This is a genomic window from Pseudomonas sp. SDO52101_S400, assembly GCF_054071635.1.
On record NZ_JBSVWF010000028.1, the window covers coordinates 1 to 17,804 of the forward strand.

Below are 17,804 nucleotides of genomic sequence, written 5' to 3' on the forward strand. Positions count from 1 at the left end.
CCGTGAAGGCGGTCGTACCGTCGGCGCTGGCGTCGTAGCCAAAATCATCGAGTAAGTAGTTGTAATGTATTTTTCAGGCCGGCATAATGGTCGGCCTGATTTTGTTTTAGGTCAGTAGCTCAATTGGCAGAGCGACGGTCTCCAAAACCGTAGGTTGGGGGTTCGATTCCCTCCTGACCTGCCAGATTCACTCGGTGTATCTGGCTTTCTTTTCACAGGATCTTCATAGATGACTCCTAAGGCTGAAGCTCAAGGCTCTCGCTTCGATCTGCTTAAGTGGCTTGTAGTGGTCGCTTTGGTGATTGTTGGCGTTGTAGGTAATCAGTATTACGCTGCTTCGCCGATCCTGTATCGTGTACTCGCATTGCTTGTGATTGCTGCTGTAGCTGCCTTTGTAGGCCTGCAGACTGCCAAGGGCAAGTCTTTCTTTGTACTGGTTAAGGAAGCTCGTACCGAGATTCGTAAAGTCGTATGGCCAACTCGCCAAGAAACCACGCAGACCACGTTGATTGTGGTGGCTGTTGTTCTGGTTATGGCGTTGCTGTTGTGGGGGCTTGATTCCCTGCTCGGCTGGCTTGTTTCCTTGATTGTCGGCTAAGGGTGTCCCGTGGCTAAGCGTTGGTACGTTGTGCATGCTTACTCGGGTTACGAGAAGCATGTAATGCGCTCGCTGATTGAGCGCGTAAAGCTGGCTGGCATGGAAGATGGCTTCGGCGAAATTCTGGTTCCCACTGAAGAAGTGGTTGAAATGCGTAATGGCCAGAAGCGCAAAAGCGAGCGTAAGTTCTTCCCTGGTTATGTGCTGGTTCAGATGGATATGAATGAGGGTACTTGGCACTTGGTCAAGGATACTCCTCGGGTGATGGGCTTTATCGGCGGTACTGCTGATAAGCCTGCGCCAATCACTGATAAAGAAGCAGAGGCGATTCTGCGTCGCGTTGCTGACGGTAGCGACAAGCCGAAGCCGAAGACGTTGTTTGAGCCAGGCGAAACCGTTCGTGTCAATGACGGTCCTTTCGCTGATTTTAACGGTGTTGTTGAAGAAGTTAACTACGAAAAGAGCCGGATCCAAGTGGCAGTGCTCATTTTCGGTCGCTCTACTCCGGTAGAGTTGGAGTTCAGTCAGGTCGAAAAGGTCTAACTGGGCAAGCATCCCAACCCCGCAGCCCTAGGCTGTGGGGTTTTGTCGTCACTGGGATAAACGCGCAAGTAACCGGGGAGCCTTTCGAGGCGATCGAACCCGTAATTGGAGTGCCTCATGGCCAAGAAGATTACCGCTTACATCAAGCTGCAAGTGAAGGCCGCTCAGGCTAACCCAAGTCCACCTGTTGGTCCTGCTCTGGGTCAGCACGGCGTGAACATCATGGAATTCTGCAAAGCTTTCAACGCCCGTACCCAGGGTCTGGAAGCTGGTCTGCCGACTCCAGTGATCATCACTGTCTACAGCGACCGTAGCTTCACTTTCGAAACCAAATCCACCCCTGCTTCGGTTCTGCTGAAGAAGGCGGCCGGTCTGACCAGCGGTTCCGCTCGTCCGAACACCGTTAAGGTTGGCACTGTTACCCGTGCTCAGCTGGAAGAAATCGCGAAAACCAAAAACGCGGATCTGACTGCAGCTGATATGGATGCAGCCGTGCGTACTATCGCCGGTTCTGCTCGTAGCATGGGCCTTAACGTGGAGGGTGTGTAATGGCTAAGCTGACCAAGCGTCAAAAGGCTATCGCCGGCAAAATCGAAGCAGGCAAGGCCTACAACTTTGTAGACGCCGCTGCACTGCTGGCCGAGCTGTCGACTGTCAAGTTCAGCGAGTCGTTTGACGTTGCTGTAAACCTGGGCGTAGACCCGCGTAAATCCGACCAGGTCGTTCGTAGCGCTACTGTGCTGCCACACGGCACTGGCAAGACCGTTCGCGTTGCTGTGTTCACCCAGGGTCCAGCTGCTGAGGCCGCTCTGGCTGCCGGCGCTGACCGTGTAGGTATGGACGACCTGGCTGCCGAAATGAAAGGCGGCGACCTGAACTATGACGTAGTGATCGCATCCCCGGATGCAATGCGCGTTGTAGGTCAACTGGGTCAAATCCTCGGTCCACGTGGTCTGATGCCTAACCCGAAAGTCGGCACCGTAACTCCAGACGTAGCCACCGCGGTTAAAAACGCCAAGGCTGGTCAGGTTCGTTATCGCACCGACAAAAACGGCATCATCCACACTTCCGTTGGCAAGATCGGCTTCGATGCCGTCAAGCTGAAGGAAAACGTTGAAGCCCTGATCGCTGATCTGAAGCGTATCAAGCCAGCTTCCTCGAAAGGTATCTACGTCAAGCGCGTTACCCTGAGCACCACTATGGGCCCAGGTCTGGTCATCGACCAGAGCTCGCTGGACGCGTAAGACAAAATTGGCACGAGTTTTCGTGCCAATCGAAAGATTGGGGTCCCTGCCTGGCGGGGGCTATCCAAGACCGTAGGCGGCGCAAGCCTTAAACCTCAAGCCTACGCAGATGGTGCTCCCGGTTCCTTACCGAATCAGACACCAAAACGACATTCGGTTTCGATCGAATGAAACGGTAACAAGCAGGAGTTAAACCCGTGGCAATTAATCTCGAAGACAAGAAGGCCATCGTCGCTGAAGTCAACGAGGCTGCCAAAGTCGCTCTGTCCGCTGTCGTGGTTGATGCCCGTGGCGTAACAGTAGGCGCAATGACCGGACTCCGTAAAGAGGCTCGTGAAGCTGGCGTTTACGTACGCGTTGTACGTAACACCCTGCTCAAGCGCGCTGTTGCTGGCACTCAGTACGATGTGCTCAACGACGTGTTCACCGGCCCGACCCTGATCGCATTCTCCAACGAACACCCGGGCGCTGCTGCTCGTCTGTTCAAGGAATTTGCCAAGGGTCAGGATAAGTTCGAGATCAAGGCAGCTTCGTTCGAGGGCAAGTTCCTCGCAGCGAATGAGATCGACGTGCTGGCAAGCCTGCCAACTCGCGACGAAGCTATTGCGAAACTGATGAGCGTGATTCAAGGCGCTACCAGCAAGCTGGCTCGTACTCTGGCGGCAATTCGCGATCAGAAAGAAGCAGCTGCAGCCTGAGGCTGAGCGTTTCCACTCTCGCGTATTTTTGTTTATTTCGACGGCCGTACAGGCTGTCCACCAAATCAGGAATTGAGTCATGTCTCTGACTAACGAACAAATCATCGAAGCAATCGGCCAGAAAACCGTTCTGGAAGTTGTTGAGCTGATCAAAGCAATGGAAGAAACCTTCGGCGTGACCGCTGCTGTTGCTGCTGCTGGTCCAGCTGCTGCTGCCGCTGTTGTTGAAGAGCAAACCGAGTTCAACGTTGTTCTGGTTGAAGCCGGCGAGAAGAAAGTAAACGTGATCAAGGCAGTTCGTGAACTGACCGGTCTGGGCCTGAAAGAAGCCAAAGAGAAAGTCGACGGCGCTCCTCAGGTTGTAGCTGAAGGCGTTTCGAAAGAAGCTGCTGAAGACGCTAAGAAGAAGCTGGAAGAAGCAGGCGCTAAAGTCGAGCTGAAGTAAGCATCGACTTTGCTCCTCCAGCCCGAGCGTCAAGCGACAGGCTGATGGCTGGTGGCTCTTGCCACCGGCCTTTTTCCGTTATTGGCAGCCGACTCGGTCGGCGCCAATTACGAGCTGTAACCATCCGATGTGATGGAGCAAACCATGGGGTTTGCACGATTTTCTGGCTGCTCCCGTCGGGAGGGGCCAAACAAGCAGGTGACCAAGCTGGGGAACGCTGATGGCTTACTCATATACTGAGAAAAAACGTATCCGCAAGGACTTTAGCAAGTTGCCGGACGTCATGGATGTGCCTTACCTCCTGGCCATCCAGCTGGATTCGTATCGTGAATTCTTGCAAGCGGGAGCGACTAAAGATCAGTTCCGCGACGTGGGCCTGCATGCGGCCTTCAAATCCGTTTTCCCGATCATCAGCTACTCCGGCAATGCTGCGCTGGAGTACGTCGGTTATCGCCTGGGCGAACCGGCATTTGATGTCAAAGAATGCGTATTGCGCGGTGTAACTTTCGCCGTACCTTTGCGGGTAAAAGTGCGCCTGATCATTTTCGACAAAGAATCGTCGAACAAAGCGATCAAGGACATCAAAGAGCAAGAAGTCTACATGGGTGAAATCCCCCTGATGACTGAGAACGGTACCTTCGTAATCAACGGTACCGAGCGTGTGATCGTTTCCCAGTTGCACCGCTCCCCGGGCGTGTTCTTCGACCACGACCGTGGCAAGACACACAGCTCCGGTAAACTGCTGTACTCCGCGCGCATCATTCCTTACCGCGGTTCGTGGCTCGACTTCGAGTTCGACCCTAAGGACTGCGTATTCGTACGTATCGACCGTCGTCGCAAGCTGCCGGCTTCGGTACTGCTGCGCGCGCTCGGCTATACCACCGAAGAAGTGCTGGACGCTTTCTACACCACCAACGTATTCCACGTTAAGGGCGAGACCCTGAGCCTGGAGCTGGTACCTCAGCGTCTGCGCGGTGAAGTTGCTGTTCTCGATATTCAGGACGACAAAGGCAAGGTGATTGTCGAGCAGGGTCGTCGTATTACTGCCCGTCACATCAACCAGCTGGAAAAAGCCGGGATCAAAGAACTCGACGTGCCTCTGGACTACGTCCTGGGTCGCACTACCGCCAAGGTCATCGTGCATCCGGCTACCGGCGAAATCCTGGCAGAGTGCAACACCGAGCTGTCGACTGAAGTCCTGGCGAAAATCGCCAAGGCCGGCGTCGTTCGCATCGAAACGCTGTACACCAACGATATCGACTGCGGTCCGTTCGTCTCCGACACTCTGAAGATCGACTCCACCAGCAACCAATTGGAAGCGCTGGTCGAAATCTATCGCATGATGCGTCCAGGCGAGCCGCCAACCAAAGACGCTGCCGAAACCCTGTTCAACAACCTGTTCTTCAGCCCTGAGCGTTATGACCTGTCTGCGGTCGGCCGGATGAAGTTCAACCGTCGTATCGGTCGTACCGAGATCGAAGGTTCGGGCGTGCTGTGCAAGGAAGACATCGTCGCGGTACTGAAGACTCTGGTCGACATCCGTAACGGTAAAGGCATCGTCGACGACATCGACCACCTGGGTAACCGCCGTGTTCGCTGCGTAGGCGAAATGGCCGAGAACCAGTTCCGCGTTGGCTTGGTACGTGTAGAGCGTGCGGTCAAAGAGCGTCTGTCGATGGCAGAAAGCGAAGGCCTGATGCCGCAAGACCTGATCAACGCCAAGCCAGTGGCAGCGGCGGTCAAAGAGTTCTTCGGTTCCAGCCAGCTGTCGCAGTTCATGGACCAGAACAACCCGCTGTCCGAGATTACCCACAAGCGTCGTGTCTCTGCACTCGGCCCTGGCGGTCTGACTCGTGAGCGCGCGGGCTTCGAAGTTCGTGACGTACACCCGACTCACTACGGTCGTGTCTGCCCGATTGAAACGCCGGAAGGTCCGAACATCGGTCTGATCAACTCCCTGGCTGCTTACGCTCGCACCAACCAGTACGGCTTCCTCGAGAGCCCGTACCGTGTGGTGAAAGAGGGTGTGGTCACCGACGAGATCGTGTTCCTGTCCGCTATTGAAGAAGCCGATCACGTGATCGCGCAGGCTTCGGCGACCATGAACGACCAGAAAGTCCTGATCGACGAACTGGTAGCCGTACGTCACCTGAACGAATTCACTGTCAAGGCGCCTGAAGAAGTCACCTTGATGGACGTTTCGCCGAAGCAGGTAGTTTCGGTTGCAGCGTCGCTGATTCCGTTCCTCGAGCACGACGACGCCAACCGTGCGTTGATGGGTTCGAACATGCAGCGTCAGGCTGTACCAACTCTGCGCGCTGACAAGCCGCTGGTAGGTACCGGCATGGAGCGTAACGTGGCTCGCGACTCCGGCGTTTGCGTCGTGGCTCGTCGTGGCGGCGTGATCGACTCCGTTGATGCAAGCCGTATCGTGGTTCGTGTTGCCGATGACGAAGTTGAAACCGGTGAAGCTGGTGTCGACATCTACAACCTGACCAAATACACCCGCTCGAACCAGAACACCTGCATCAACCAGCGTCCGCTGGTGAGCAAGGGTGATCGCGTTCAGCGTAGCGACATCATGGCCGACGGCCCGTCCACCGATATGGGTGAACTGGCTCTGGGTCAGAACATGCGTATCGCGTTCATGGCATGGAACGGCTTCAACTTCGAAGACTCCATCTGCCTGTCCGAGCGCGTGGTTCAGGAAGATCGCTTCACCACGATCCACATTCAGGAACTGACCTGTGTGGCTCGTGACACCAAGCTTGGCCCAGAGGAAATCACTGCGGACATCCCGAACGTGGGTGAAGCTGCACTGAACAAGCTGGACGAAGCCGGTATCGTTTACGTAGGTGCTGAAGTTGGCGCAGGCGACATCCTGGTAGGTAAGGTCACTCCGAAAGGCGAGACCCAACTGACTCCGGAAGAAAAACTGCTGCGCGCGATCTTCGGTGAAAAAGCCAGCGACGTTAAAGACACTTCCCTGCGTGTACCAACCGGTACCAAGGGTACTGTCATCGACGTACAGGTCTTCACTCGTGACGGCGTTGAGCGTGATGCTCGTGCCCTGTCGATCGAGAAGACCCAGCTGGACGAGATCCGCAAGGATCTGAACGAAGAGTTCCGCATCGTTGAAGGCGCGACCTTCGAGCGTCTGCGTTCCGCTCTGGTAGGCCACAAGGCTGAGGGCGGCGCGGGCCTGAAGAAAGGTCAGGACATCACCGACGAAGTACTCGATGGTCTTGAGCATGGTCAGTGGTTCAAACTGCGCATGGCTGAAGATGCTCTGAACGAGCAGCTCGAGAAGGCTCAGGCCTACATCGTTGATCGTCGCCGTCTGCTGGACGACAAGTTCGAAGACAAGAAGCGCAAACTGCAGCAGGGCGATGACCTGGCTCCAGGCGTGCTGAAGATCGTCAAGGTTTACCTGGCAATCCGTCGTCGCATCCAGCCGGGCGACAAGATGGCCGGTCGTCACGGTAACAAAGGTGTGGTCTCCGTGATCATGCCGGTTGAAGACATGCCGCACGATGCCAATGGCACCCCGGTCGACGTCGTCCTCAACCCACTGGGCGTACCTTCGCGTATGAACGTTGGTCAGATCCTTGAAACCCACCTGGGCCTCGCGGCCAAAGGTCTGGGCGAGAAGATCAACCGGATGGTCGAAGAGCAGCGTAAGGTCGCTGAACTGCGTACCTTCCTGGACGAGATCTACAACCAGATCGGCGGTCGTAACGAAGATCTGGACAGCTTCTCCGATCAGGAAATCCTGGATCTGGCGAAGAACCTGCGTGGCGGTGTTCCAATGGCCACTCCAGTGTTCGACGGTGCCAAGGAAAGCGAAATCAAGGCCATGCTGAAACTGGCAGACCTGCCAGAAAGCGGCCAGATGCAGCTGACCGACGGCCGTACCGGCAACAAGTTCGAGCGTCCAGTTACCGTTGGCTACATGTACATGCTGAAGCTGAACCACTTGGTAGACGACAAGATGCACGCGCGTTCTACCGGTTCGTACAGCCTGGTTACCCAGCAGCCGCTGGGTGGTAAGGCGCAGTTCGGTGGTCAGCGTTTCGGGGAGATGGAGGTCTGGGCACTGGAAGCATACGGTGCTGCTTACACTCTGCAAGAAATGCTCACAGTGAAGTCGGACGATGTGAACGGCCGGACCAAGATGTACAAAAACATCGTGGACGGCGATCACCGTATGGAGCCGGGCATGCCCGAGTCCTTCAACGTGTTGATCAAGGAAATTCGTTCCCTCGGCATCGATATCGATCTGGAAACCGAATAACACGTGACGCGATCGAGAGCGGGGCAGGATTGCCCGCTCTCTGCTCCGCCAGGAGGAAAGGCCTTGAAAGACCTACTGAATTTGCTGAAAAACCAGGGTCAAGTCGAAGAGTTCGACGCCATCCGTATCGGATTGGCCTCGCCTGAGATGATCCGCTCGTGGTCGTTCGGTGAAGTTAAAAAGCCGGAAACCATCAACTACCGTACGTTCAAACCTGAGCGTGACGGTCTGTTCTGCGCCAAGATCTTTGGCCCGGTAAAGGATTACGAGTGCCTGTGCGGTAAGTACAAGCGCTTGAAGCACCGTGGTGTGATCTGCGAGAAGTGCGGCGTTGAAGTTGCACTGGCCAAGGTTCGTCGTGAGCGCATGGCGCACATCGAACTGGCTTCGCCGGTTGCCCACATCTGGTTCCTGAAATCGCTGCCGTCCCGTATCGGCCTGCTGATGGACATGACCCTGCGTGATATCGAACGCGTTCTCTACTTCGAGAGCTATGTCGTTATCGATCCGGGCATGACCACTCTTGAAAAAGGTCAGCTGCTGAACGACGAGCAGTACTTCGAAGCGCTGGAAGAGTTCGGTGACGATTTCGACGCCCGCATGGGTGCTGAAGCTGTCCGTGAACTGCTGCACGCTATCGATCTGGAACACGAGATTGGCCGTCTGCGTGAAGAAATTCCGCAAACCAACTCCGAGACCAAGATCAAGAAGCTGTCCAAGCGTCTGAAGTTGATGGAAGCCTTCCAGGGTTCCGGCAACCTGCCAGAGTGGATGGTGCTGACCGTTCTGCCGGTTCTGCCGCCAGATCTGCGTCCACTGGTTCCACTGGATGGCGGTCGTTTCGCGACTTCCGACCTCAACGATCTGTATCGTCGAGTGATCAACCGTAACAACCGTTTGAAGCGCCTGCTGGATCTGTCCGCTCCGGACATTATCGTGCGCAACGAAAAGCGTATGTTGCAGGAAGCTGTCGACGCACTGCTCGACAACGGTCGTCGTGGCCGCGCTATCACCGGTTCGAACAAGCGTCCTCTGAAATCCCTGGCTGACATGATCAAGGGTAAGCAAGGTCGTTTCCGTCAGAACTTGCTCGGTAAGCGTGTTGACTACTCCGGTCGTTCGGTAATTACCGTAGGTCCGACCCTGCGTCTGCACCAGTGCGGTCTGCCGAAGAAGATGGCTCTCGAGCTGTTCAAGCCGTTCATTTTCGGCAAGCTGGAAATGCGTGGTCTGGCGACCACCATCAAAGCGGCCAAGAAAATGGTCGAGCGTGAGCTGCCAGAGGTTTGGGACGTTCTCGCTGAAGTGATTCGCGAACACCCGGTTCTTCTCAACCGTGCACCGACCCTTCACCGTCTGGGTATCCAGGCGTTTGAACCGGTACTGATCGAAGGTAAGGCTATCCAGCTGCACCCGCTGGTCTGCGCCGCGTACAACGCCGACTTCGACGGCGACCAAATGGCCGTGCACGTACCGCTGACGCTGGAAGCCCAGCTCGAAGCGCGTGCGTTGATGATGTCGACCAACAACATTCTGTCGCCAGCCAACGGTGAGCCAATCATCGTTCCGTCGCAGGACGTTGTATTGGGTCTGTACTACATGACTCGTGAAGCGATCAACGCCAAGGGCGAAGGTCGTGTGTTCGCGGATCTGCAGGAAGTTGACCGCGTATTCCGCGCCGGCGAGGCTGCGCTGCACGCCAAGATCAAGGTTCGTATCAACGAAACCGTGAACGATCGTGACGGCAACAGCGTGAACAACACCCGTATCGTCGACACCACTGTCGGCCGTGCGCTGCTGTTCCAGGTTGTGCCAAAAGGTCTGTCGTTCGACGTCGTCAACCTGCCGATGAAGAAGAAGGCGATCTCCAAGCTGATCAACCAGTGCTACCGCGTGGTTGGTCTGAAAGAGACCGTGATCTTCGCTGACCAGTTGATGTACACCGGTTTTGCCTACTCGACCATTTCCGGCGTTTCCATCGGTGTTAACGACTTCGTTATCCCGGATGAAAAAGCCCGCATCATCGGTGCTGCCACCGACGAAGTGAAAGAAATCGAAAGCCAGTACGCATCGGGCCTGGTAACCCAGGGCGAGAAGTACAACAAAGTGATCGACCTTTGGTCGAAAGCGAACGACGAAGTCTCCAAGGCGATGATGGCCAACCTCTCGAAAGAGAAAGTCATCGACCGTCACGGCGTCGAAGTCGAGCAAGAATCGTTCAACTCGATGTACATGATGGCTGACTCGGGTGCGCGGGGTTCCGCAGCACAGATTCGTCAGCTGGCCGGTATGCGTGGTCTGATGGCCAAGCCGGACGGTTCCATCATTGAAACGCCGATTACTGCGAACTTCCGTGAAGGTTTGAGCGTACTCCAGTACTTCATCTCGACTCACGGTGCTCGTAAAGGTCTGGCGGATACCGCGTTGAAAACTGCGAACTCCGGTTACCTGACTCGTCGTCTGGTAGACGTGGCGCAGGATCTGGTCGTGACCGAGATCGATTGCGGCACCGAACACGGTCTGCTGATGACTCCGCACATTGAAGGCGGTGACGTTGTAGAGCCGTTGGGTGAGCGCGTATTGGGTCGTGTCATTGCCCGTGACGTATTCAAGCCGGGTACCGAGGACGTCATCGTTCCTGCTGGCACCCTGGTAGACGAGAAGTGGGTCGAGTTCATCGAGCTGAACAGCATCGACGAAGTGATCGTGCGTTCGCCGATCAGCTGCGAAACCCGCTATGGCATTTGCGCCAAGTGCTACGGCCGTGATCTGGCTCGTGGTCACCAGGTAAACATCGGTGAAGCAGTCGGCGTTATCGCTGCCCAGTCCATCGGTGAGCCGGGTACCCAGCTGACGATGCGTACGTTCCACATCGGTGGTGCGGCAAGCCGTACTTCCGCAGCCGACAGCGTTCAGGTGAAGAATGGCGGTACCGTCCGTCTGCACAACCTGAAACACGTTGAGCGTGTGGATGGCAACCTGGTTGCTGTGTCCCGTTCCGGTGAGCTGGCAATCGCTGATGACTTCGGTCGTGAGCGTGAGCGTTACAAGCTGCCGTACGGTGCTGTGATTTCGGTTAAAGAAGGTGACAAGGTCGACGCTGGCGCAATCGTGGCCAAGTGGGATCCGCACACTCACCCGATCGTTACCGAAATGAAAGGTACCGTGACCTACGTGGGCATGGAAGAAGGCATCACGATCAAGCGTCAGACTGACGAATTGACCGGTATGACCAACATTGAAGTACTCGATGCCAAAGACCGTCCGGCTGCCGGCAAGGACATCCGTCCTGCGGTGAAGATGGTCGATGACAACGGCAAGGATCTGTTGCTGCCAGGCACTGACGTTATCGCTCAGTACTTCCTGCCAGCCAACGCCCTGGTCGGTGTTGCGGACGGTGCGAAGATTGCGATCGGTGATGTTATCGCTCGTATCCCGCAAGAAACTTCGAAAACCCGTGACATTACCGGTGGTCTGCCGCGTGTTGCCGACCTGTTCGAAGCCCGTCGTCCGAAAGAGGCGTCGATTCTGGCTGAAGTCAGCGGCACCATTGCGTTCGGTAAAGAGACCAAGGGCAAGCGCCGTCTGGTCATCACTCCGAACGACGGTAGCGATCCGTACGAAGAGCTGATTCCGAAGTGGCGTCACCTGAACGTGTTCGAAGGCGAACAGGTAAACCGCGGCGAAGTTATCTCCGACGGCCCAAGCGATCCGCACGACATCCTGCGTCTGTTGGGTGTAAGCGCGCTGGCCAAGTACATCGTTAACGAGATCCAGGACGTTTACCGTCTGCAAGGCGTGAAGATCAACGACAAGCACATCGAGACCATCCTGCGTCAGATGCTGCGTAAAGTTGAGATCTCCGAGTCCGGCGACTCCAGCTTCATCAAGGGCGACCAGATGGAACTGACTCACGTTCTGGTAGAGAACGAGCGTCTGAATGCGGAAGACAAGTTCGTCTCCAAGTTCACCCGCGTTCTGCTGGGTATCACCAAGGCGTCGTTGTCGACCGAATCGTTCATCTCGGCGGCTTCCTTCCAGGAAACCACCCGCGTACTGACCGAAGCGGCCGTAACCGGCAAGCGCGATTACCTGCGCGGCCTGAAAGAAAACGTGGTCGTGGGTCGTCTGATCCCGGCCGGTACCGGTCTGGCTTATCACAGCGAGCGCAAGCGTCGTCGTGATGCAGACAAGCCGTTGCGCGTAAGCGCCAGTGAAGTGGAAGCTGCACTGACCGAAGCGCTGAACTCTAGCGGTAACTGAGTTCTGCGAAAAATGAGCTAAGGCCCTGATCAAGCCGTTCATCGAATCGAGACAATTTGTCGAGGTTCGACGAGCGGGGAGGTCGGGGCCTTGCCTTGACTGGGGACAAGATCCTCTTTAGACTCTTGATCCCCTAAATTTGGCGGGAATTCGTTCCTGCCATTTTGCTTTTCTTGCAAGACAATAGCGTCGCAAGACAACAGTGGAGCTAGTAGATGGCAACTATCAACCAGCTGGTACGTCAGCCGCGTAAGCGTATCGTCGAGAAATCCGACGTGCCTGCGCTGCAGAACTGCCCGCAACGTCGTGGCGTGTGCACCCGTGTGTACACCACTACGCCGAAAAAACCTAACTCGGCACTGCGTAAAGTATGCCGTGTGCGTCTGACCAACGGTTTCGAGGTTTCCTCGTACATCGGTGGTGAAGGCCACAACCTGCAAGAGCACAGCGTGGTACTGATCCGCGGCGGTCGTGTAAAAGACTTGCCAGGTGTTCGTTACCACACCGTTCGCGGCTCCTTGGATACTTCCGGCGTTAAAGGCCGTAACCAGGGTCGTTCGAAGTACGGTACCAAGCGTCCGAAGTAATCGGCCGTTTTGCAGATTTTCATTTTATTGAGTCGATAAGAGTAAGGTCGGGCGCGCATCCTCTGGATCTGTCCCGAGCTAACCTGAAGACCGTTTGAGGGCTTATCAATGCCAAGACGTCGCGTAGCAGCAAAGCGTGAGATTCTGGACGATCCGAAATACGGAAGCCAAATCCTCGCCAAATTCATGAACCACGTAATGGAAAGCGGCAAGAAAGCCGTTGCCGAGCGTATCGTTTATGGTGCCCTGGAAACCGTTGCGACCCGTAAGGCTGGCACCGATCCCCTGGAACTCTTCGAAAAAGCACTCGACGCCATCGCTCCGCTGGTCGAAGTGAAGTCGCGCCGCGTTGGTGGTGCTACTTACCAGGTTCCGGTCGAAGTTCGTCCGTCCCGTCGTAACGCTCTGGCAATGCGCTGGTTGGTAGACTTCGCCCGCAAGCGCGGCGAGAAGTCTATGGCTCTGCGCTTGGCTGGCGAGCTGCTGGATGCTGCTGAAGGTAAAGGTGCTGCTGTTAAGAAGCGTGAAGACGTGCACCGTATGGCCGAAGCTAACAAAGCTTTCTCGCACTACCGCTTCTAATTTTAGCTTCACTAATTTTGCGAGGGCTTTATGGCTCGTACTACTCCGATTAGTCGCTACCGTAACATCGGTATCGTCGCTCACGTGGATGCTGGTAAAACCACCACCACCGAGCGCGTCCTTTTTTACACTGGCAAAAGTCACAAAATGGGCGAGGTGCATGACGGCGCCGCGACCACAGACTGGATGGTTCAGGAGCAGGAGCGTGGTATTACCATTACGTCTGCTGCCATTACCGCCTTCTGGAAAGGTTCCGAGAAGCAGTACCCACACGAGCATCGCTTCAACGTAATCGATACCCCGGGCCACGTAGACTTCACCATTGAAGTAGAACGTTCCCTGCGCGTACTCGACGGCGCTGTCGTTGTGTTCTGCGGTACTTCGGGTGTTGAGCCTCAGTCGGAAACCGTATGGCGTCAAGCCAACAAATACGGCGTTCCACGTCTTGTTTACGTAAACAAGATGGACCGTGCTGGCGCCAACTTCCTGCGCGTGATCGGTCAGATCAAACAGCGTCTGGGTCACACTCCGGTGCCGATTCAGCTGGCTATCGGTTCGGAAGACAACTTCCAGGGCCAGATCGACCTGATCAACATGCAAGCTGTTTACTGGAACGACTCTGACAAGGGTATGGTTCCGGTCCGCAAGGAAATCCCTGCGGACATGCTCGAGCTGGCCACTGAATGGCGCAGCAACATGGTTGAAGCTGCGGCTGAAGCCAGTGAAGAGCTGATGAACAAGTATCTGGAAGGTGAAGAGCTGTCGATCGCCGAGATCAAGGCTGCTCTGCGTCAGCGTACTATCGCTGGCGAAATCGTTCTGGCTGTTTGCGGTTCGTCCTTCAAGAACAAGGGTGTTCCCCTGGTTCTCGACGCTGTTATCGACTTCCTGCCTGCTCCGACCGACATTCCTGCTATCAAGGGTTCCAACCCTGATAACGAGGAAGAAGAGATGGAGCGTCATGCAAGCGACGACGAGCCGTTCGCGGCGTTGGCGTTCAAGATCGCTACCGACCCATTCGTGGGTACTCTGACCTTCGTCCGCGTTTACTCGGGCGTGTTGAACTCCGGCGACGGCGTGATCAACTCGGTCAAAGGCAAGAAAGAGCGTGTGGGTCGTATGGTGCAAATGCACGCAAACGCCCGTGAAGAGATCAAGGAAGTGCGCGCTGGCGACATCGCTGCCCTGATCGGCATGAAGGACGTCACCACTGGTGAAACCCTCTGCAACGCTGACAAGCCAATCATCCTGGTTCGCATGGACTTCCCGGAGCCGGTTATTTCGGTTGCCGTAGAGCCTAAGACCAAGGATGACCAGGAAAAAATGGGTATCGCTCTGGGCAAGCTGGCTCAGGAAGACCCGTCTTTCCGCGTTAAAACTGATGAAGAGACTGGTCAAACGATCATCTCCGGCATGGGCGAGCTGCACCTGGACATCCTGGTTGACCGGATGCGCCGTGAGTTCAACGTCGAAGCCAACATCGGCAAGCCTCAAGTTTCGTACCGTGAGCGCATCACGAAGAACTGCGAAATCGAAGGCAAGTTCGTTCGTCAGTCCGGCGGTCGTGGCCAGTTCGGTCATTGCTGGATCCGTTTTGCTCCTGCTGACGAAGGTCAGGAAGGTCTGCAATTCCTGAACGAAGTAGTAGGTGGTGTGGTTCCTAAGGAATACATCCCGGCTATCCAGAAGGGTATCGAAGAGCAGATGAAGAACGGCGTTGTTGCCGGCTATCCGCTGATCGGCCTGAAGGCTACCGTGTTCGATGGTTCTTACCACGACGTCGACTCCAACGAGATGGCGTTTAAAGTGGCTGCTTCCATGGCGACCAAGCAACTGGCCCAGAAGGGTGGTGGTGAGTTGCTTGAGCCGATCATGGCGGTAGAGGTTGTTACGCCTGAAGACTATATGGGTGATGTGATGGGCGACCTTAACCGTCGTCGCGGCATGATCCAGGGTATGGAAGACACAGTGTCCGGCAAGGTTATCCGTGCCGAAGTTCCACTGGGTGAGATGTTCGGTTATGCGACCGACGTTCGTTCCATGTCTCAGGGTCGCGCAAGCTACTCTATGGAATTCAAAAAATACGATACGGCTCCGTCGCACATCGTCGAATCCGTTACCAAAAAACAAGGCTGATTCAGCCCCTTTAGGCTAGGAGTTAATTGTCGTGGCTAAAGAAAAATTTGATCGTTCCCTACCGCACGTAAACGTTGGCACCATCGGCCACGTTGACCACGGTAAAACCACTCTGACCGCTGCTCTGACTCGCGTCTGCTCCGAAGTTTTCGGTTCGGCCGTAGTTGAATTCGACAAGATCGACAGCGCTCCAGAAGAAAAAGCTCGCGGTATCACCATCAACACCGCGCACGTTGAGTACAACTCGAACATTCGTCACTACGCTCACGTTGACTGCCCAGGTCACGCTGACTACGTGAAGAACATGATCACTGGTGCTGCCCAGATGGACGGCGCGATCCTGGTTTGCTCGGCTGCCGATGGTCCGATGCCACAAACTCGTGAGCACATCCTGCTGTCCCGTCAGGTAGGCGTTCCGTACATCGTGGTTTTCCTGAACAAGGCTGACCTGGTAGACGACGCAGAGCTGCTGGAACTGGTTGAGATGGAAGTTCGCGACCTGCTGTCCACCTACGACTTCCCGGGCGATGACACTCCGATCATCATCGGTTCGGCTCGTATGGCTCTGGAAGGCAAAGACGACAACGAAATGGGCACCACTGCTGTTAAGAAGCTGGTGGAAACTCTGGACAGCTACATCCCAGAGCCAGAGCGTGCTATCGACAAGCCGTTCCTGATGCCAATCGAAGACGTGTTCTCGATCTCGGGTCGCGGTACTGTTGTGACCGGTCGTATCGAGCGCGGTATCGTTCGCGTTCAAGATGCCCTGGAAATCGTTGGTCTGCGTGACACCACCACCACCACCTGCACCGGTGTTGAGATGTTCCGCAAGCTGCTGGACGAGGGTCGTGCTGGCGAGAACTGCGGCGTTCTGCTGCGTGGCACCAAGCGTGACGACGTTGAGCGTGGTCAGGTTCTGGTTAAGCCGGGTTCGGTTAAGCCGCACACCAAGTTCACCGCAGAAGTTTACGTTCTGAGCAAGGAAGAAGGCGGTCGTCACACTCCGTTCTTCAAAGGCTACCGTCCACAGTTCTACTTCCGTACTACTGACGTGACTGGTAACTGCGAGCTGCCAGAAGGCGTTGAAATGGTAATGCCAGGTGACAACATTCAGATGACTGTTACCCTGATCAAAACCATCGCGATGGAAGACGGTCTGCGTTTCGCTATCCGTGAAGGCGGTCGTACCGTCGGCGCTGGCGTCGTAGCCAAAATCATCGAGTAATCTCTTTTTTGAGATAGCTTTGATGAGTTGAAAAAGCCCCCGCTTAGCGGGGGCTTTTTTATTGGGTTGACACCTATCTGGGGCGTCTATAGAATTGCGCCTCCTTTTAACGGGCGTATTGCGCCCGGTGGGAATAGCAGCCGGAGTCTGAAATCCAATGCAAAATCAGCAAATCCGTATCAGGTTGAAGGCTTTTGACCATCGCCTGATCGACCAATCAACCCAGGAAATCGTGGAAACCGCGAAACGTACTGGTGCTCAAGTGCGTGGTCCAATTCCACTGCCTACCCGTAAAGAGCGGTTCACCGTTCTGGTTTCCCCGCACGTCAACAAAGACGCGCGTGACCAGTACGAAATCCGCACTCATAAGCGCGTTCTGGACATCGTCCAGCCAACGGATAAAACCGTTGATGCACTTATGAAGCTTGATCTTGCGGCCGGTGTGGAAGTGCAGATCAGCCTCGGCTAAGACTCGGTCTTGGTCGTGTAACGCTCTGAAATGGGCGGCCATAGCGGGTGAAAGCCCCGTACACTCATGAGGTTTACAACATGACTATTGGTGTAGTCGGTCGTAAAGCGGGTATGACCCGTATTTTCACCGAAGAAGGTGTCTCCATTCCGGTCACGGTCATTGAGATCGAGCCGAATCGCGTCACCCAGTTCAAAACTGAAGAAACCGATGGCTATCGTGCAGTGCAAGTCACTGTCGGCGAGCGTCGTGCTTCCCGTGTAACAGCTGCTCAAGCTGGTCACTTCGCCAAGGCGAACGTTGCCGCTGGTCGTACCGTAATGGAATTCCGCCTTGAAGAAGGCGAGTACCAGGCCGGCGATCTGATCAACGCTGAAATCTTCGCTGCTGGTCAGCTGGTTGATGTAACCGGTCAGTCCAAAGGTAAAGGCTTCCAGGGTACGATCAAGCGTTGGAATTTCCGCGGGCAAGATAACACCCACGGTAACTCCGTATCCCACCGCGTCCCAGGCTCTATCGGCCAGTGCCAGACTCCTGGTCGTGTATTCAAGGGCAAAAAAATGTCCGGTCATATGGGCGCTGAGCGCGTGACCGTGCAGTCCCTGGAAGTAGTGCGCGTGGACGCTGAACGCAATCTGTTGTTGGTCAAGGGTGCTGTTCCTGGCGCTACTGGCGGCAACCTGGTTGTACGTCCAGCAGCCAAGGCTCGCGGTTAAGGGG

The 17,804-nt window shown here is 55.5% G+C and carries 14 protein-coding genes and 1 tRNA gene; all 15 read left to right on the top strand.

Annotated features, from left to right (window positions below; translation table 11 throughout):
* Positions 1-108 precede the first annotated feature (108 nt).
* The 15 genes from ACW9HX_RS15480 to rplC all read left to right on the top strand — a co-directional run bounded on the left by ACW9HX_RS15480 (position 109) and on the right by rplC (position 17,800).
* Positions 109-184: transfer RNA gene (locus ACW9HX_RS15480), tRNA-Trp, on the top strand.
* Positions 185-229: 45 nt separating this feature from the next.
* Entirely contained in the window at positions 230-598 is a 369-nt protein-coding gene (secE, locus tag ACW9HX_RS15485; protein ID WP_007957600.1) for a preprotein translocase subunit SecE, read from the top strand.
* 9 nt (positions 599-607) lie between these two features.
* Positions 608-1,141: a transcription termination/antitermination protein NusG gene (gene nusG / locus ACW9HX_RS15490; RefSeq protein WP_007957598.1), complete on the top strand. Its 534-nt coding sequence runs from the start codon at positions 608-610 to the stop codon at positions 1,139-1,141.
* Positions 1,142-1,258: 117 nt separating this feature from the next.
* A complete protein-coding gene (rplK, locus tag ACW9HX_RS15495; RefSeq protein WP_003228756.1) occupies positions 1,259-1,690 on the top strand; it encodes a 50S ribosomal protein L11 in 432 nt (143 codons plus the stop codon).
* Positions 1,690-2,385, top strand: coding sequence for a 50S ribosomal protein L1 (rplA, locus tag ACW9HX_RS15500; RefSeq protein WP_003186095.1), 696 nt, complete (start codon positions 1,690-1,692; stop codon positions 2,383-2,385). Before rplK ends, rplA begins: the two co-directional genes overlap by 1 nt.
* Positions 2,386-2,582: 197 nt before the next feature.
* A complete protein-coding gene (gene rplJ / locus ACW9HX_RS15505) occupies positions 2,583-3,083 on the top strand; it encodes a 50S ribosomal protein L10 (protein WP_457381295.1) in 501 nt (166 codons plus the stop codon).
* 79 nt (positions 3,084-3,162) lie between these two features.
* Positions 3,163-3,528 carry a 50S ribosomal protein L7/L12 gene (gene rplL / locus ACW9HX_RS15510; protein WP_007957596.1) on the top strand — a complete coding sequence of 122 codons (366 nt, stop codon included), beginning with the start codon at positions 3,163-3,165 and terminating at the stop codon, positions 3,526-3,528.
* Positions 3,529-3,748: 220 nt separating this feature from the next.
* A complete protein-coding gene (gene rpoB, locus ACW9HX_RS15515) occupies positions 3,749-7,822 on the top strand; it encodes a DNA-directed RNA polymerase subunit beta (protein ID WP_096823077.1) in 4,074 nt (1,357 codons plus the stop codon).
* 63 nt (positions 7,823-7,885) lie between these two features.
* The gene (rpoC, locus tag ACW9HX_RS15520) at positions 7,886-12,085 is read left to right on the top strand and encodes a DNA-directed RNA polymerase subunit beta' (protein WP_375747982.1); all 4,200 of its coding nucleotides are present in this window, start codon (positions 7,886-7,888) and stop codon (positions 12,083-12,085) included.
* 215 nt (positions 12,086-12,300) lie between these two features.
* Positions 12,301-12,672 (top strand): 30S ribosomal protein S12, encoded by a 372-nt coding sequence (gene rpsL, locus ACW9HX_RS15525; protein WP_003186084.1) that lies wholly within the window; start codon positions 12,301-12,303, stop codon positions 12,670-12,672.
* Between the two features lie 108 nt (positions 12,673-12,780).
* Positions 12,781-13,254 (top strand): 30S ribosomal protein S7, encoded by a 474-nt coding sequence (gene rpsG, locus ACW9HX_RS15530; RefSeq protein WP_007916467.1) that lies wholly within the window; start codon positions 12,781-12,783, stop codon positions 13,252-13,254.
* Positions 13,255-13,284: 30 nt separating this feature from the next.
* Entirely contained in the window at positions 13,285-15,390 is a 2,106-nt protein-coding gene (gene fusA / locus ACW9HX_RS15535) for an elongation factor G (RefSeq protein WP_085712351.1), read from the top strand.
* 31 nt (positions 15,391-15,421) lie between these two features.
* Complete coding sequence (gene tuf / locus ACW9HX_RS15540) at positions 15,422-16,615, top strand: elongation factor Tu (RefSeq protein WP_010220303.1); 1,194 nt, start codon at positions 15,422-15,424, stop codon at positions 16,613-16,615.
* Between the two features lie 157 nt (positions 16,616-16,772).
* Positions 16,773-17,084: a 30S ribosomal protein S10 gene (gene rpsJ, locus ACW9HX_RS15545; RefSeq protein ID WP_003186070.1), complete on the top strand. Its 312-nt coding sequence runs from the start codon at positions 16,773-16,775 to the stop codon at positions 17,082-17,084.
* A gap of 80 nt (positions 17,085-17,164) precedes the next feature.
* Positions 17,165-17,800 (top strand): 50S ribosomal protein L3, encoded by a 636-nt coding sequence (rplC, locus tag ACW9HX_RS15550; protein ID WP_007955641.1) that lies wholly within the window; start codon positions 17,165-17,167, stop codon positions 17,798-17,800.
* Positions 17,801-17,804: the final 4 nt, after the last annotated feature.

Bases quoted from the DNA above. Each gene is read 5' to 3' on its own strand.
- rplL (WP_007957596.1), top strand. From the start codon at position 3,163: ATGTCTCTGACTAACGAACAAATCATCGAAGCAATCGGCCAGAAAACC.
- rplA (WP_003186095.1), top strand. From the start codon at position 1,690: ATGGCTAAGCTGACCAAGCGTCAAAAGGCTATCGCCGGCAAAATCGAA.
- rpsG (WP_007916467.1), top strand. From the start codon at position 12,781: ATGCCAAGACGTCGCGTAGCAGCAAAGCGTGAGATTCTGGACGATCCG.
- rpsL (WP_003186084.1), top strand. From the start codon at position 12,301: ATGGCAACTATCAACCAGCTGGTACGTCAGCCGCGTAAGCGTATCGTC.
- rpsJ (WP_003186070.1), top strand. From the start codon at position 16,773: ATGCAAAATCAGCAAATCCGTATCAGGTTGAAGGCTTTTGACCATCGC.
- secE (WP_007957600.1), top strand. From the start codon at position 230: ATGACTCCTAAGGCTGAAGCTCAAGGCTCTCGCTTCGATCTGCTTAAG.
- rplC (WP_007955641.1), top strand. From the start codon at position 17,165: ATGACTATTGGTGTAGTCGGTCGTAAAGCGGGTATGACCCGTATTTTC.
- rplK (WP_003228756.1), top strand. From the start codon at position 1,259: ATGGCCAAGAAGATTACCGCTTACATCAAGCTGCAAGTGAAGGCCGCT.
- fusA (WP_085712351.1), top strand. From the start codon at position 13,285: ATGGCTCGTACTACTCCGATTAGTCGCTACCGTAACATCGGTATCGTC.
- rpoB (WP_096823077.1), top strand. From the start codon at position 3,749: ATGGCTTACTCATATACTGAGAAAAAACGTATCCGCAAGGACTTTAGC.